The 15,145-nt window shown below is 37.4% G+C and carries 16 protein-coding genes; 4 read left to right on the plus strand and 12 right to left on the minus strand.

What is annotated here, in order from left to right; all coding sequences use genetic code 11:
• Positions 1-29: 29 nt before the first annotated feature.
• Positions 30-893 (plus strand): S-methyl-5'-thioadenosine phosphorylase, encoded by an 864-nt coding sequence (gene mtnP, locus EHQ49_RS02250; RefSeq protein ID WP_135575940.1) that lies wholly within the window; start codon positions 30-32, stop codon positions 891-893.
• Here the strand turns inward: mtnP and EHQ49_RS02255 are convergent.
• Positions 890-1,282: an STAS domain-containing protein gene (locus EHQ49_RS02255; protein WP_135575942.1), complete on the minus strand. Its 393-nt coding sequence runs from the start codon at positions 1,280-1,282 to the stop codon at positions 890-892. The two genes, mtnP and EHQ49_RS02255, sit on opposite strands and share 4 nt — an antisense overlap.
• Complete coding sequence (gene galK / locus EHQ49_RS02260) at positions 1,279-2,448, minus strand: galactokinase (protein WP_135575944.1); 1,170 nt, start codon at positions 2,446-2,448, stop codon at positions 1,279-1,281. The genes EHQ49_RS02255 and galK overlap by 4 nt, the downstream gene beginning before the upstream one ends.
• A 44-nt stretch (positions 2,449-2,492) precedes the next feature.
• On the opposite strand from galK, the gene EHQ49_RS02265 reads away from it, so the two are divergent.
• Complete coding sequence (locus tag EHQ49_RS02265; RefSeq protein WP_135575946.1) at positions 2,493-3,836, plus strand: glucose-6-phosphate isomerase; 1,344 nt, start codon at positions 2,493-2,495, stop codon at positions 3,834-3,836.
• Here the strand turns inward: EHQ49_RS02265 and EHQ49_RS02270 are convergent.
• Genes EHQ49_RS02270 through EHQ49_RS02285 form a run of 4 tightly spaced genes read right to left on the minus strand, consistent with a single transcriptional unit; the run spans position 3,822 to position 8,827 of the window.
• Positions 3,822-4,544: an NTP transferase domain-containing protein gene (locus EHQ49_RS02270; protein ID WP_135575948.1), complete on the minus strand. Its 723-nt coding sequence runs from the start codon at positions 4,542-4,544 to the stop codon at positions 3,822-3,824. The two genes, EHQ49_RS02265 and EHQ49_RS02270, sit on opposite strands and share 15 nt — an antisense overlap.
• Positions 4,541-5,524 carry an aminoglycoside phosphotransferase family protein gene (locus EHQ49_RS02275; RefSeq protein WP_135575950.1) on the minus strand — a complete coding sequence of 328 codons (984 nt, stop codon included), beginning with the start codon at positions 5,522-5,524 and terminating at the stop codon, positions 4,541-4,543. Before EHQ49_RS02275 ends, EHQ49_RS02270 begins: the two co-directional genes overlap by 4 nt.
• An 8-nt stretch (positions 5,525-5,532) precedes the next feature.
• Positions 5,533-7,044 carry a hybrid sensor histidine kinase/response regulator gene (locus EHQ49_RS02280; RefSeq protein ID WP_135575952.1) on the minus strand — a complete coding sequence of 504 codons (1,512 nt, stop codon included), beginning with the start codon at positions 7,042-7,044 and terminating at the stop codon, positions 5,533-5,535.
• Positions 7,037-8,827 carry an ATP-binding protein gene (locus tag EHQ49_RS02285; RefSeq protein ID WP_135575954.1) on the minus strand — a complete coding sequence of 597 codons (1,791 nt, stop codon included), beginning with the start codon at positions 8,825-8,827 and terminating at the stop codon, positions 7,037-7,039. Before EHQ49_RS02285 ends, EHQ49_RS02280 begins: the two co-directional genes overlap by 8 nt.
• A gap of 1 nt (position 8,828) precedes the next feature.
• Here EHQ49_RS02285 and EHQ49_RS02290 point away from each other — a divergent pair, with 1 nt between their 5' ends.
• Positions 8,829-9,698 carry an alpha/beta fold hydrolase gene (locus tag EHQ49_RS02290; RefSeq protein ID WP_244241304.1) on the plus strand — a complete coding sequence of 290 codons (870 nt, stop codon included), beginning with the start codon at positions 8,829-8,831 and terminating at the stop codon, positions 9,696-9,698.
• On the opposite strand, the gene EHQ49_RS02295 is transcribed toward EHQ49_RS02290, so the two are convergent.
• On the minus strand, positions 9,699-9,932 hold the full coding sequence (locus EHQ49_RS02295; protein WP_135575956.1) for a ferredoxin: 234 nt from the start codon (positions 9,930-9,932) through the stop codon (positions 9,699-9,701).
• Between the two features lie 49 nt (positions 9,933-9,981).
• Here EHQ49_RS02295 and EHQ49_RS02300 point away from each other — a divergent pair, with 49 nt between their 5' ends.
• Positions 9,982-10,347, plus strand: a complete 366-nt coding sequence (locus tag EHQ49_RS02300) for a response regulator (protein WP_135575958.1) — start codon at positions 9,982-9,984, stop codon at positions 10,345-10,347.
• On the opposite strand, the gene EHQ49_RS02305 is transcribed toward EHQ49_RS02300, so the two are convergent.
• Genes EHQ49_RS02305 through coaD form a run of 5 tightly spaced genes read right to left on the minus strand, consistent with a single transcriptional unit; the run spans position 10,344 to position 15,145 of the window.
• Positions 10,344-11,126, minus strand: coding sequence for a TlyA family RNA methyltransferase (locus EHQ49_RS02305; RefSeq protein WP_135575960.1), 783 nt, complete (start codon positions 11,124-11,126; stop codon positions 10,344-10,346). The genes EHQ49_RS02300 and EHQ49_RS02305 overlap by 4 nt on opposite strands.
• Positions 11,107-12,030 carry a polyprenyl synthetase family protein gene (locus EHQ49_RS02310; protein ID WP_135575962.1) on the minus strand — a complete coding sequence of 308 codons (924 nt, stop codon included), beginning with the start codon at positions 12,028-12,030 and terminating at the stop codon, positions 11,107-11,109. Before EHQ49_RS02310 ends, EHQ49_RS02305 begins: the two co-directional genes overlap by 20 nt.
• Positions 12,031-12,079: 49 nt before the next feature.
• Positions 12,080-12,493 carry a nucleoside-diphosphate kinase gene (locus EHQ49_RS02315; RefSeq protein WP_039926851.1) on the minus strand — a complete coding sequence of 138 codons (414 nt, stop codon included), beginning with the start codon at positions 12,491-12,493 and terminating at the stop codon, positions 12,080-12,082.
• Positions 12,494-12,535: 42 nt separating this feature from the next.
• A complete protein-coding gene (locus EHQ49_RS02320) occupies positions 12,536-14,644 on the minus strand; it encodes a cation:proton antiporter domain-containing protein (RefSeq protein ID WP_135575964.1) in 2,109 nt (702 codons plus the stop codon).
• An 18-nt stretch (positions 14,645-14,662) separates the two neighbouring features.
• Positions 14,663-15,145: a pantetheine-phosphate adenylyltransferase gene (gene coaD, locus EHQ49_RS02325; protein WP_135575966.1), complete on the minus strand. Its 483-nt coding sequence runs from the start codon at positions 15,143-15,145 to the stop codon at positions 14,663-14,665.

Consider the following 15,145-nt stretch of genomic DNA (forward strand, 5'->3'; position numbering starts at 1 on the left):
GGGGAAAACTGCACTTTAAGAGGATTCATATGGCAAATGTAGTGAAAATCGGGGTCATTGGTGGAACTGGCCTATATTCAATTGATGGAATGGAAATTATCAAAGAAATCCATCCTGATACACCCTGGGGCAAACCATCGGACACGATCACCATTGGTCGTTTTAAAGGTAAAGAAATTGCATTTTTACCTAGGCATGGAAAAGGACATTCATTAAATCCAAGCGAAGTTCCAGCACGAGCGAACATCGCCGCATTAAAACAGTTAGGCGTAGAAGAAATTATAGCTTTTAGTTCTGTCGGAAGTTTACGCCAAGAAATTGCCCCTAGAGATTTTGTGATTCCTTCGCAGATCATTGACCGCACTAAAGCACGACCATCTACATTTTTCGAAAATGGAATGGTGGCTCATGCTCCTTTTGCCGATCCATTTTCACCAGGACTTGGAAAAAAAGTAGAAGAAGCTGCAAAACAAATTGGTCTTCCGATTCATTCCAACAAAACTCTAATTTGTATGGAAGGGCCTTTATTTTCTACAAGAGCAGAATCTCATATGTACAGGTCTTGGGGAGCCGACATCATCAACATGACTGTCCTTCCAGAAGCAAAACTAGCAAGAGAAGCGGAGATTCTTTACCAAATGGTTTGTATGTCAACTGACTACGATTGTTGGAAAGAAGATGAAGCCCATGTCACTTTGGAAATGGTGTTGGGTAACCTAAGTAAAAATGCAGAAACAGCTAAGAAGTTACTTTCTACGCTTATTGATCTTTTAGGAAAGTCGGATGATACCAGTCTTGTGGGGAGTACAAAGTTTTCTTTGGTGACTTCACCAGAAAAAAGAAATCCAGAACAGATTGAAAAATTGAAATTTCTTTTTCCTACTTATTTCTAAGTTGCTTGAACGGCCTGTTCCAACGTCGGATAAATTTGGAGCAGGCTCTTTAGTTTGGTTAGTTCTAAAACATATCTCACTTTTTCAGACGGAGAAATGATACGGATGAACCCTTTTTGTTTCATCAGTCTAGAATGAATCCCTAAACAAACTCCCAGTCCAGAACTATCGATATAACTGACTTGTTCAAAGTTTAAAAAGACATTATTGATCCCTTTGGAGATGAGAATTTCCAAATTTTCTTTCATGACCTGTGAATTGTAGAGATTGATTTCTCCAGACAATTCAAAGTATACAGCAGTTTCTGGTAGGGGGACATATCTCTGATGGAGGACTTCCATTTTGAAGTCACCACTTTCAACTGTGTAATCACTCCAGTTTTCGATCATATATAAATTTCCTTTACCCCATCTGAAATTTGAAACTTGTAGAAGTCTATCGCAAGGTTATATTTTTGTTGATAACTTTTTTTTAAAACTTCTTCGATTTTAGAAAAATGATCCTTCTTGTCTAGTACGAGTACGCATCCACCAAATCCACCACCGATCATTCTGGCACCAGTGACACCCAAACTTTGTAAAGAATCAACAATGAAATCAGTTTCGGGGCAGGACACTTCGAATTCTTTAGATAAAGACCAATGTGTTTGAAAAAGGGCCGACCCCACATCGTTAAAATTCCCGGATTCTAAACCATTGATGACAATTTTTGTTCTTTCGCGTTCTGAAGTCACATGTTTTGTTCGTTTCCACTCTTGATTCGTTAGGTGACATGTGTCGAGTTCTGATTCCTCAAGGTTCACATCGTACAAATGTGTAAAAATTGGATATTTTGTTTGTATTTTTACTAATGAGGACTCACATTCCGCTCGGCGCTGGTTATACGCACTGTCTTTCAAACTATGTTTCACATTGGAATTGATTAGGTAAAACTCGTAATCTCCCAAATCAAAATGGTGGTATGAATACTTTAGAGTATCCGTATTTAAGGAAATACAATCATTCTCTTTGCCGACTGCAATGATGAATTGATCCATAATTCCGCAATTGGTACCAACAAAATGGTTTTCAGCCCTTTGTCCAATTAAGGCGACTTCTTCTTTGGAAATAACCAACTCAAATGTTTCTTTGATCGCATAACCAGTTACGACTTCTAATGCAGCGGAGGAAGAGAGACCCGATCCTTGGGGGATGTTCCCATCGACTAATAAATCAAAACCAGGAATTGTATGACCTTTTTTTTCAATTTCAACAATGACACCTGCTATGTAGTCCGACCATGGTGCTTTTGGATTTGATACTAAAGGTTTCTTTAACTCTACAGTTTCATTGTATGTGACGGAGTGTAATCTGTAGGTGGATGTATCGTTTGGGCGAAGATAAACCTGTACGGCAAAATTGATAGCAGCAGGAAGTACCGTTCCACCTAAATAATCTACATGTTCCCCAATTATATTGATTCTAGCGGGAGCTTGAAACAATCGTGGGAGTTGTTTTGTTTTTCCAAATATTGATTCAAATCGATTCAAATTTTCTTTACTTCTAAAAGAATCCACTTCATCTTCCTTTCGATGCCATACTTTATTTTAGGACAGGTGCTATGTCGAACCTAAAAATTTCGGATCGATTTGTGAAATCTTTTCTTACTGAAACTTTGATTCAGAAAGAATTAGAAAATGCCGAAAAAGCCCGACAAACTCTATTACAAAAAAAAGGAGTCGGAAATGAGTTTTTAGGTTGGGTAGATCTTCCTGGTCAAACCAGTGCAGATGAATTACAGAAGATTCGACTCGCTGCAGAAACCATCCAATCCCATTCCCAATATTTGGTCGTTGTGGGAATTGGTGGAAGTTATTTGGGAGCCCGTGCTGTGATTGAAGCGTTAACTCCAGAATTCAGCGCGCAAGAAGTACAAAAGAAGGCAGTAAAGATCATATATGCGGGCCATCATTTGGATGCGGATTACCATGCACGTTTACTTGCTTTTTTGGAGAACAAAGAATTTTCAGTGAATGTGATTTCAAAATCGGGAACCACAACAGAACCTGCCATTGCTTTTCGATTATTACTTTCTCTTCTTGAACGAAAGTATGGACGAGAAAATCTCAAAAATCGAGTGTATGCAACTACTGATAAAGAGAAAGGAGCCCTCAAACAACTAGCTGACGAGTACGGTTTTCCTAGTTTTGTGATTCCTGATGATGTCGGTGGTCGTTATTCCGTGTTCACACCAGTTGGATTATTACCGATTGCTGCCGCTGGATTTAGCATAAACAAACTCATTGATGGCGCCAAACAAATGGAAGGCGAATTAAAAACAAAGTCGGCTTCCGAAGGAAATTTGGCAACGTATTATGCGAGTATGCGTAACGGTCTTTATGCCCAAGGGAAAAAAACAGAAATTTTGGTAAGTTATTCACCAGCTTTAGTATTTGTATCAGAATGGTGGAAACAACTGTTTGGTGAAAGTGAAGGAAAAAATGGTAAAGGAATTTTCCCTGCGTCTGTTCAATTCACCACCGATCTTCATTCTATGGGGCAATACATTCAAGATGGAGAACGTCATTTGATGGAAACGGTCATCAAGGTAGAATCTCCAAAACAAGACGTCTATCTAACTGAAAAAACTGATGATCGCGATGGCCTCAACTATTTGGCCGGCAAAAAACTTTCTGAAGTAAACCAAAGTGCTATGCTTGGAACTCTCATTGCTCATAAGGATGGTGGAGTACCTTGTTTAGAAATCGTATTACCAGGATTAAGCGAAGAAACGATTGGAGAACTTTTGTATCTTTTTCAATTTGCCTGTGGTATCTCTGGATATATGTTAGGGGTAAATCCATTTGATCAACCAGGTGTGGAAGATTATAAAAACAATATGTTTGCCTTACTTGGAAAAAAAGGGTATGAAAAGCGAAAAAACGAAATTCTAAGTCATATATGAAGATTTGATAAAGGATTTGATTTTAGAAAGTTCATGTCCAAAAATGTTTTTTGTTTCATAGGAATCCCAAAGTTCCTTAGTTCCTAAATCTAAAACGGTGCCGGGGAATACCTCTCCGGTAATTTCTCCTCTTTCCGCACATTCTTTAAATATATCAGAAAGGTCGTGGTATTGATTTTTTTCTAAATGGATTAAACATTTTGGATTTAAAATTGCGAGCCCAATATAGTAATAAGATCCACTTCCAAATTTTAATAATCCATTTTTATCGATATTGATTTTTGTATAACTCTGACCAGGAGGTGTCGGTAGTAGGTATAAATGGATTTTTTTATCATTCGGCAAACTAAGATTAGGTAAAAAATCTAACTTAGGAAAAAACAAAGTGTCTGGATTGATAAGTAAAATCGGCTCTTCTAGAGAGTTTTCTGGTAACCCAGTTCGGATTCCCCCGGCCGTCCCCAAAATCTTTTCTTTTTCTTCTAAAACTTCAACGGGATATCGTTTAAAATTTTGTACATGAATTTTGATTTGTTCACCTAAATAATGTGTGTTGATCCAAACCTTGGAAATTTTCCATTGATCTAATAAATACAAGCTATAATCGAGAAGACTGACACCTTGAATTTTTAATAGGGGTTTAGGAGTGTTTTCAGTAAGAGATCCCATTCGTTTGCCGAATCCTGCAGCCAAAACAAATGCGTTCATAGATTTTTAAAGTCCTTATGGCGACTGAGTTCTTCTCGTAAACTTCGAACAAAAATAAACAATGAATCTGCAAACATTCCCAATTGAATGATTTCCTCTAGTTGGTTTAAGCAAGAAATAATGGATGGTTTGAATTTATCTTTTTTGTGGTCGGTGAGCATTCGGAAATAAGTTCCCAGCGCTTTGAAGGATCGTTGTAGAGCTTGTAGATAAAAAGTATCGTTAAATTTTTTTGTTTGGTCTTGGTTTCGTTCACGAAAGGACTTTAGCATTAAGGAACGAAAATCTCTGGGGAGTGGATAGTAGGCATCGTACAAAATAGAAGCCAGATCATATTGTGGAACACCCATTCTTGCATCTTGAAAATCGATTAATACATATTCTGAGTTAGGTGCTCGCAAAAGATTTCGACAATGAAAATCTCTATGAGTAAAAACATTAATCGGATATTTGTTTAGGTATCCGACAGTTTCTTCAATAAAAGCATTCGCTTCATTAGAAATTTCTGTTTTGATTTGAAATTGTTTACGAAATCCTTCAAATTTTTCCAAAGTTAAGTTAGTTTCAAAACTCAGTTTTTCAGTATCAAATTTTCTATTTTTTACAAGAGGAGGCGGTTCGAGCGATTGGAGTTTTAGAATTAAATCGATGAGTATAGGAAATTTATTTTTGTAATCACTGAGATTGTAAGTACTAAAATCTTCCAACCCTTCAAAACTCATAAACGTGAGTCCAAACTCTCTATTGACATCCAAAACTTTAGGAACATGAATTCCATTGGTGTTTAGAAATTCGGAGATAATGATAAAATCTTCGTTTACCACTTCGTCAATACAAACAACAACATCTATATTTTCAGAAGTTGTGATACGAAAGTAACGTCTTGTGGATGCTTCTTCTTGCAGTGGAAAAACTTTACAATCTTTTCCATAACGAGAAAAAAGCAATTCTAGTTGGGAGTCATTGAATCCTGGATACACTTAAGCAACTATGTTTCAGAAACCTTTGGAAAAATAAAATGAAATTTAGAACCTTTCCCTGCGGCCGATTCAATTTGTAGTCGAATTTCAAAATTATCTACAATTTGTTTGACGACAAACATCCCAAGCCCTGTACCCTTTCCTAATTCTTTTGTTGTAAAATAAGGTTCATAGATTTTATCCAAGGTTTCTTGCGACATCCCTTCCCCATCATCGGTAACAACTAAATGAGAATATTTTTGATCTTGGTAGGAGGAAATTTCTATTGTGCCAATGTTGTTTGTGGCATCAGCGGCATTCAAAAGAATATTTGATAATAGTAGAGCAAATTGATCTGAATTCATACGAATAGGAATGTCTTCCGTTGATTCTTCTCTTTTAATCTGACAGTATTTTAATTTTGCTGTTTCTTTGAATACTTGAAGGACAGAGGAAATTTCTTTGTTTAGATTTAATACTTTGGACTGTTCATTAGTTGATTTTAATGATTTTCCTAGTTGTAATAGATTGGAAGTTAACGCTCTTAACTTTTCTGTTTGGTTGAGAGTAACTTTCAGAGCTCTATCTTTTAACATAGTGTCTGCATTTTCTCTAGAAGCCATTTCCACAAAACCTTGGATGGCAGTTAACGAATTGTTGATTTCATGTCCTATACTAGCAGCCACTACAGATAAAAATGCTCTGCGTTCTGAATGGATGAGTTGTTCTACCATAAGTTTTTTTTGTGTTACATCTCTAATGACACCAGTGTAATATGTATCACCATCCAAACTATAAGAGCAAATAGCAATATCGGCTAAAAATGTAGTATGATCAGAACGTAATAATGTGGCATCAGATAATTGGAGTGTAGATTTATTTGCCTCTTCACTCAAAACCTTAGCAACTTGACTCATATACTTTTGCATTTTATTTTCAGTAAATAGAATCTTAACGGATTGTCCAATTAGATCCAAGGGTATGTTAAATCGAAACATATCAAAACTTGCTTTGTTTGCAGAAACAATAGTTAATTTAGAATCGATTGTGATTACGGCATCAGAAGTTGCATTGAGTATGGCAGCATTTTGTCTGTTTAAATCTAAATTTTGAGTTCTTAGAGCTTTTTCCAGTTTTTCCGATAACATTAATTTTTCTAAATCGGAATCTTTTTGGTTTTTTTGTTCTAATGCTCGTTTAACAACGGATAGTATTTGTGTTTTGTCTACAGGTTTGGATATATATTCAAAGGCATGATAGCGAATGGCGGATTCTGCTGAGGAAAGATTTGGATTTCCTGTTACCAAAACAACAGGTAAATTAATATTTTTTTCAGCAATGAATTTAATGAAATCTATTCCCGACATCCCAGACATTAGAATATCAGAAATTACGACTGAAAAGGATTCCCCTGACGAAATTCTGCGGATCGCCTCCGATGCCGATTCTGCGAGTTCGATCTGATACCCTTCGCGGGATAGAACTCTTTTTAAAGCGATTCGAATGTCTTCTTCATCATCTATAATTAAAATTTTATCCATTATCATCTGTGTGGGCAGGAAGATAGATATCTACCTTGGTTCCTGTTCCTTCCTTTGTTTTAATATAGATTTCTCCACCATGTTCGGCGATTATCTTTTTTGAAATAGAAAGTCCCAAACCAGTTCCTTGTTTATTTCTTCTTGTTGTAAATAACGGTAAAAAAACTTTTTCCAATGTATCGTCATCGATTCCAGGTCCATTGTCTTCTACGGAAAACACGACCCATTCTTTTTTTTGATTTTTAACTAAATCAATACCTAATTCGATTTTAGGGTATTGTCTCGCATTTTCCATTTCGGAAAGAGCATTGATGGAGTTTACCACACAATTGATCAATACTTGTTCAATTTCCTGCCAACGCACAAAAATTCCCGGTAAATTAGGACCGGCATGCCTTGTAAAATTGATATTTTTCTTTCGGCAACTGACTTCAACCAGTTCACTGGTTCGAACCAAAATGTAATAAGGTGAAACGAAATCCCGGTTGGGACTTTCCATCCTTCCTAAATCAAGTAAGGCCTTTACCAAATCTCGGATCCGCAAATTTGCAGACTCAACTTTTTTCAAAATATTACGGCGTTCATTGGCATCAGTTTCATCAACAGTAATTAAATCATCTAGATATAAGAGAGCACTTTGTAAAGGGTTGTTAATTTCGTGGGCAAGGCCGGCGGCAATTTCACCGATACTTGCGAATTTCATGGATTCGACGAGTTGTCGATCCAACCGTTTTGTTTCGGTTATGTCGGAGAATACCAACATAACTTTTTTATCATTTGGGTCATATCGCCTTACAGGAATAAAGCGAATTTCAAATGTCCTTTCTTCACCAAGTAGTAAATATTCAAATTCTGTTGTTTGTACATTTTGGTTTTCGATAACAGAATCTAATACTCCCATTAATTTTGATTTCATGTTTGTATCAAAAAAATGAAAAATATCTTCTCCTACTTCAAAAGCAAATACTTGGAATAATAAAAATTTAAAAATAGGTGCAATTTCTAAAATAATTGCTTCCTTGTTGATGATCACAAAACCATTGTTCATGGTAGCAAAGAATGTTCTTAATTTATCTTCGCCGTATTTAACAATACGTTCTGCATTTTGTAGTTCTGAAAGATCAAGTAAGAGAATGGTAATGCCCTCGGGTTTTCCTTCTATTGTTGTGATATAACTTTGTAGTTGGAAGGTAATTATTTTCCCAACGTTAGGTTGGAATTCTATAATCCGTTTTGTGTTTCGAACCAAAATTTCCTTTTTTACGGATTCTGATAAGGAAAGTATATTGAGTAGGTTGTATGATTGGATGGGGTTTGGAGTTAATCCGAACAAATGAATTAACCGTGCATTGGCATAAAGTAAATTTCCTTTAATGTCGGCTTGTAGAAACGGAATTTCTAAATTGTCTATGATTTCAGAATTATCATCTGTATACTCATGGTTCCAATTGATGGTGATCGAATAAATTTCAGTATCAGAATCAAAGAATTCCGTTAACGAGGAAAAATGAACAGAAACAGTAACCTTTTCTGAATTTTGATTTTTCAGAAACCATTTGTATTCACTTTTTGATTGCGGATGCATATGAATTTCAGAAAGCAAAAGTTCATGATCGTAAAAGAGATTTTGGATTTCCAAAGCTTTGGGAGATTTAAAGTGTAATCGTTGAATCGTGTTTTCATCGATATATAGGATTTGTTTGGATTTAAGATCGACGAAAACTAATCCATTCTGGGAATGGGAGAGAAGCTGCGATAATCTTTCAATTTTTAGATTCAACATTATGATAAAATACTTTTACCAAAGCCTTTTTAGAAACTATCAGTCCCAGAGACGTAAATCAATGAAAAATATGGGTGGTATACCGTCTTTCGTTGATATGGGTGGACATAGAATCTTTTACTGGAAATTTGGAAATGGCAACCAAAAACCAATCGTTTTTTTCCACGGTTTATTAGATGAGAGTTTTGGGTTCCGAAGAGTCGTTAAAGAACTGTTAGATGACGGTTTTCCGCTTTATATCTTTGATTTGCCAGGGTATGGGCAGAGTAAGTTGCCACTTGTAAAGTATTTATACCAAATAGATGTTTGGGCAGACTTACTCCTAGAATGTTTTCAAAAGTTAGAATTAAAAGACATTTGCCTCGTGGGGCATTCTATGGGTGGGCTCACTTCCCAACATTTGGTCCTAAAGGATCTTCAAAAAAGAGTCAAAAAACTAATCCTTTTGGCACCCGGTGGAATTCCCCATCCAGAACGAGAAAGGATGCGTAAGATACTTTTTCCAAAAACGGAAAAACAAGTAGTTTTGTTACTTCGTTATCTTTATGGAGAAGAATTTCCGGAACCTGGATATCTTTTTCGTCATACTCTTGTTACAATTTGGAATGAAAAACCGAATGAATACCTGCAAGAAAATACCTTAAGAAGGGAAGATGAGATTTTTTTTGATTCAAAAATGAAAGGGATCAAAATTCCTACATTAATTTTGGCTGGCGCGGAAGATGAAATCACCCCGCCGTTTATGATGAAAAAAATGAAATCGTATATCAAAAAAAGTAAATTGGTATGGATTCCAAAAGTGAGACATGCAATTCATTTGGAAAAACCAGACATTGTTGCTAGCAACATCAGAATATTCTATAATTCTTAATTACTCTCCGTCGTCCCCTATAGCGTCTACAGGGCACATCGCCATCGCTGCTTTTGCTTGTTTTTCCTCTGTCGGGTTTGTTGGTTGGTTTTTAAAGAAAATGTGACTTTCGTCCTCGTTGTACTGTAAAAGGTTCGGGGCTTCCTTAATGCAGTCGCTGCAGGGCACACAGGTCTGGTCGACATAGTATTTTCCTGGGACATTTTCCGGTTGTTTGCTACTTTTATCTGCCATAGAGTATTTTTACTTTTTAACAGACCCCCCCTTATAAAATAAAGCATATATGACGAAAAAGAACATCCTCATCGTCGAGGATGAACCCTTCCTCGGACTCAATATCAAACAGAAAATCGAATCCTTTGGTTTTCATGTGATTGCGGTTGTGCCTTCTGGGGATGAGGCCTTCCAAATAGTTTCGGAAAAAGTTCCGGATCTTATACTGATGGATATCAATCTGGAAGGTCCTTTGGATGGGATTGATACAGCCGAATCTTTACGTGAGCAGTTTTCCGTGCCTGTACTATTTTTGACAGGATTTTTGGATGATACAGCCAAACAAAGAATAGACCTGAATCCGTCTTATGCGTATTTAATGAAGCCCTTTACTACGGATCAATTAAAAGTGGCAGTTTCCAGTTTTACCAATTAAAGATTTTCGACAGAACTTTTCCATTCCCATCGAATTAAAAATTCCCGATTCCCATCAGCACCTTGGATGGGGGATTCAGCCAGTCCTAAAAATTTTATATTAGAATCCAGTTTTTTGATCTTTCGCCAAACCGATCGTATCGTATATCCTATATTATGCGAAGATTTCAAAACACCTCGATCCAATTTAGATGGATGGACTTCAAATTGTGGTTTGAATAAAGAAATACCTTGCCAAACAATTTTGGGACTCGATTGAAATAAAATGACAAGTGATCCAAAAACAGGAACCAAAGAGATAAAACTTAAATCCATAGTGATCCATGTTTCTGGTGTCAACGGCTCTAGTTGGGGTATGGTTAAATCTTTTAAGTGCGTGCGGTCAAAAACTGTAACTTTCGGATCATTCGCAATCTTTTGTGCCAATTGGCCATAACCAACGTCTACTGCAATGACACGGGAAGCCCCCTTTTCTAAAAGTACCTGACAGAATCCCCCTGTCGAGGAGCCCAGATCAATACACGATTTGTGTTGAACATTCACATTGGAAAAAACATCGAAAGCACCTAGAAGTTTGTAGGCCCCTCGTGATACGTAGGTTTTGATTTTTTCTTTGGTACGAACAATATCTTTAGTGGAGATATTTGTTCCCACTTTAGAAATAACAACATCGTTTACGAGGACAGAACCTGATAAAATGAGAGACTGTGCAATTTTTAAATCAATCGCATAACCTGCGCGAACGAGGTAGTCATCGAGTCTAATTTTTTCTTTCGGCAATGTATTTAGGTAATCCTAAAAAGAATTCATTGTTTAAGGAAGGAACACCTGTAACAAGAGAGATTGCTTTTTCCAGGGACTCATTTTTGAATCTTTTTGCAGTATCCATACCATAAAGGCCCGGGTAGGTGAGTTTACCGGCTTTGGCATCTTTACCAGGAGTTTTTCCAAGGTCCTCCAGGTTTCCTTCTACATCTAAAATATCATCGGTAATTTGGAATAATAAACCAATTTCTTTCGCATAACTAGAAATCACAGAATTCCTTTCTTTCCAATCGGGTCGGAGTCGATTTCCCAATAGGAAGGATGCCTCGATGAGAGCTCCCGTTTTCTTTTCATGGATGGATGTGAGTTTAGATTCTTTATCTTTGGAACTTGGATTTTTTTCTTCTTCGATATCTTCCATTTGTCCAAGAATCATCCCTTGGATTCCGGCACCAGCATGAAGGATCTGAATACAATCCCGGATGGTGTTTGAGTCGGTGGCCTCAATCAAAGATAACAAATAGAAACTAATCGAATTGAGAGTGTCTCCAGCAAGGATGGCAGTGGCCTCATCAAACTGAATATGGCATGTAGGTAAACCGCGACGTGTGTCGTCGTTGTCCATTGCAGGTAAGTCATCATGAATCAAAGAATAGGTATGAATACACTCTACTGCCAAGGCAGCTAAGTAAACTGACTTATGATCTTTAAGATTGATCTCTTCCGGTAAGTTACTTGAATTAAAAAAAGAATTTAGAACAAAAATGGGTCGGATACGTTTTCCGCCGGCTCGTAAGCTATACAAACATGCTTCTGTTATGCGAGTGTTAGGAGAAAATAATTCTTTTGTATAAGATTCAAAAAAAGAATCAAAGAGTTGTTTGGAGGTTTTTAGAATTTCTGAAAAAGGTGCTAACACAGGAAAGACCGGTTCTATTTAAAGAACCGATCGTTTGGTCGGTTCGAACTTAGTTAAGTTCATACCCTTTGAAGAAAAACGCAATTTCTTGAAGAGCGTTTGCAACAGAGTCAGAACCGTGAACGGCGTTAGCTTCTTTGCTTTCCGCAAATAACGCACGGATGGTTCCTGCTTTTGCTTCTTTCGGGTCAGTTGCGCCAATCACATCTCTCCAATGAGCAACAGCGTTGTCTCTTTCTAGAGCACAAGCAACGATAGGGCCGGATGCCATGTATGTGCAAAGGTCATTGTAGAAGGGACGAGCCGCATGAACTGCGTAAAATTGTTTTGCGTCTTCGAGGCTGAGTTTTAAGGATTTCAGTCCTAGGATTTTAAATCCTTCTTTTTCAATTCTTTGAAGGATGTCACCGATGTGTTTGTTTTTCACAGCATCGGGTTTAAGCATGATAAAAGTTCTTTCCATATCTCCAGTACCTTAGAGAAACCCAAAAAAGCAATCGAATCTTTAGGTGGTTAAAAAACGAACCAAAAGGAAGGAGGTGGGTAGGAGATCCATTTTTTCAAATCCCATTTCTTCCCAAACATTCAAATCGATGAGGATGAGTGAATACCCTGTGATTTTATTCAGAGAAATTGGGTAAGGATTCAAATCTGTTTCGGGTTGGATTAGGTCTTCCACTTTGATTTTGTTCGACTTCATTCCTTTCAGTGAAGTTAGTTTTTGAGAAAAACCAAGGATTGGATCTTTTTCTCCCTTATAGAGAATGGCCACTTTTTCCACAGACTCGAGACCATTGTCGATGAGAACCCCAACCGTTGCAGGACAATAGTTTAGAATTCCTTTGATTTTACCACCCGTGTAACTGCGGGAAAATAATGGTTTGGCGGCACCGATGAGTAAAGTGTCAGTATGTTTGATTTTGGCAAAATTGACAATTTCATAAGTTACATTGTCCGTGATGCGGTATTCCGTTTGGACTTGGATTCCCATACTAGATCCTGTTTGGCGAATGGCTTCAAAACTAGCATCACGATAGCGACGAATTTCTTCGTTGGAAAGGGAATCGTTTGGTGAAATGTGAAGTGCAGTAATTTCTAAATTTTTCTTTTGGTTACCAGAAAGTGAATAGGTAAGACGAACTAAACTTTTTCCCATTTTCTCTTGAGCAAAAGCCACTAACACTCGTAATTTGTCATCTGAAGGTTTTTCAGTGGTCACTCTTTTTTCTGATTTAGAGAAGAACTTTTGAATCCCATCTAGGAGTGGCCCTGTGGAGAGAGTGGTCACTAGGGCCATAAGGACAAAAACAGCAAAGATCTCAGGACTTAAAATTCCAAGATCATAACCAATATTGAGAACCACAAGTTCCATAAGACCTCGTGTATTCATGAGAGCACCAATGGAAAGTGCATCCTCCCAATTGGAACCTGAAACTTTTGCAGCAAAAGCACTTCCTACAAATTTTCCAACAACCGCAACAAGTATGACCAAACCAAAAACCAACCAAAGGTGGGAACCATTGAGAAGGCCAATTTCTGTTCTAAGCCCAGTGATGACAAAGAAAATTGGCAAAAATAAAATGACGGCAATGTCTTCGATCTTTTCTGCAATGAGTTTTTTTAGATTTCCTTCAGCCGGCATAATGACTCCAGCAAGGAAGGCTCCAAACAAAGCATGAATTCCGATTACTTCTGTTGTCAGAGAAGATAAGAAAAGTATCATTAAGATAAGGGCCACAGCAGTTCGTGTTAGGTTTTCACGAGAGATATAAATGGAACCCAATCGTTTAAGAAATGGCGCTACCAGATAAATCATAGTTAGGATATAAGCAAAGGACAATCCAATGGTAAACAGTGCTGTATTGAGATTTCCTGCTTTGGAAATGGTAACGATGACCGCAAGTAAGATCCAAGCTGTGATATCGTCAGCAGCAGCACAAGTGAGAACCATAGCCCCAAGTGGTGTCCTAGTGAGGTTTCTTTCCTGCAGGATCCTTGCAAGCACTGGAAAGGCAGTGATACTCATGGCAATTCCCATAAAGAGGGAAAAAGATAGAAAACCTACATTTTCTGGTGCATAGTCAGTATAAAAATAATAGGCCAAAATCATTCCTAAAAAGAAAGGAAATATGATACTGGCGTGGCTTATAATGATGGCAGAGTGAGCTTTATTTTTGAGAACAGAAAGGTCAAGTTCCATCCCAATGATGAACATAAAAAGGACCATACCAATTTGGCTTAAAGTTCCTAGTGTTGGTAAACTTGCCTGCGGAAACAAAAAGCCCATGGTATCTGGGAAGTAGTAACCGAGAAGTGATGGTCCAAGTAAAATCCCTGCAACAATCTCACCCATCACAGACGGTTGTTTGAGTTTACGAGAAAATATATAACCTACAAATCTTGCAGATCCGCAAACGATGATGATCTGAAGGAAAAGAAGAGGGAGTGGGTGATGGAACCGGGTGAAAAAATTCTCCGTATCCAATTGTTCATTTGTTACAAGAACGATATTTTTAGCAGATTCTAAAAGGTTCCCTGCTTCAATGAGGAAGTAACCAAGAGAACCAAATAGAAGTAAGGTGAAACCATAGAAAAAAGATGAACGTATTCTCATAAAGTCCTCATTTTCGCCTTAAACGGAAAATTTCTTTGCAAGAGCATCACCAACAACATCAGGGACCTGGTTGGATACAGCTCTTCCATGTCTTGCTACTTCTTTGACGATTGTCGAAGACACAAACGAGTATTCATTATCTGCCATTAAGAAATAAGTTTCGATTTCCGGTGCTAATTTTTTATTCATAAGAGAAATTGCATATTCGTAATCAAAATCAGTTACAGCACGAAGTCCTCTTAAGATGACTCGCGAATTTTTTGCTTTGCAATAATCGACAGTAAGTCCTTCAAAGGTATCGATTTTTATTTTATCCCAACCTTTAAAAACCTTTCCGATCATCTCCACTCTCTCTTCAGAAGAAAAGAGTGAAGTTTTTTTAGAGTTAATGGCTACTGCAATAATGATCTCTTCGAATAACGGATGGGCTCGCCGTATAATGTCGAGATGACCGTTTGTGAACGGATCAAAAGAACCTGGATATACGGCGATATTTTTCAT

Origin of the sequence: Leptospira perdikensis, assembly GCF_004769575.1 — a bacterium.
GTDB lineage: Bacteria > Spirochaetota > Leptospiria > Leptospirales > Leptospiraceae > Leptospira_A > Leptospira_A perdikensis.

What these genes read in the sequence shown, in the direction of transcription:
- mtnP (WP_135575940.1), top strand. Translation starts at nt 30, where the DNA reads ATGGCAAATGTAGTGAAAATCGGGGTCATTGGTGGAACTGGCCTATAT.
- EHQ49_RS02280 (WP_135575952.1), bottom strand. Translation starts at nt 7,044, where the DNA reads ATGGATAAAATTTTAATTATAGATGATGAAGAAGACATTCGAATCGCT.
- EHQ49_RS02300 (WP_135575958.1), top strand. Translation starts at nt 9,982, where the DNA reads ATGACGAAAAAGAACATCCTCATCGTCGAGGATGAACCCTTCCTCGGA.
- EHQ49_RS02255 (WP_135575942.1), bottom strand. Translation starts at nt 1,282, where the DNA reads ATGATCGAAAACTGGAGTGATTACACAGTTGAAAGTGGTGACTTCAAA.
- EHQ49_RS02315 (WP_039926851.1), bottom strand. Translation starts at nt 12,493, where the DNA reads ATGGAAAGAACTTTTATCATGCTTAAACCCGATGCTGTGAAAAACAAA.
- EHQ49_RS02295 (WP_135575956.1), bottom strand. Translation starts at nt 9,932, where the DNA reads ATGGCAGATAAAAGTAGCAAACAACCGGAAAATGTCCCAGGAAAATAC.
- EHQ49_RS02290 (WP_244241304.1), top strand. Translation starts at nt 8,829, where the DNA reads ATGATAAAATACTTTTACCAAAGCCTTTTTAGAAACTATCAGTCCCAG.
- EHQ49_RS02265 (WP_135575946.1), top strand. Translation starts at nt 2,493, where the DNA reads ATGTCGAACCTAAAAATTTCGGATCGATTTGTGAAATCTTTTCTTACT.
- EHQ49_RS02270 (WP_135575948.1), bottom strand. Translation starts at nt 4,544, where the DNA reads ATGAACGCATTTGTTTTGGCTGCAGGATTCGGCAAACGAATGGGATCT.
- coaD (WP_135575966.1), bottom strand. Translation starts at nt 15,145, where the DNA reads ATGAAAAATATCGCCGTATATCCAGGTTCTTTTGATCCGTTCACAAAC.
- EHQ49_RS02320 (WP_135575964.1), bottom strand. Translation starts at nt 14,644, where the DNA reads ATGAGAATACGTTCATCTTTTTTCTATGGTTTCACCTTACTTCTATTT.
- EHQ49_RS02285 (WP_135575954.1), bottom strand. Translation starts at nt 8,827, where the DNA reads ATGTTGAATCTAAAAATTGAAAGATTATCGCAGCTTCTCTCCCATTCC.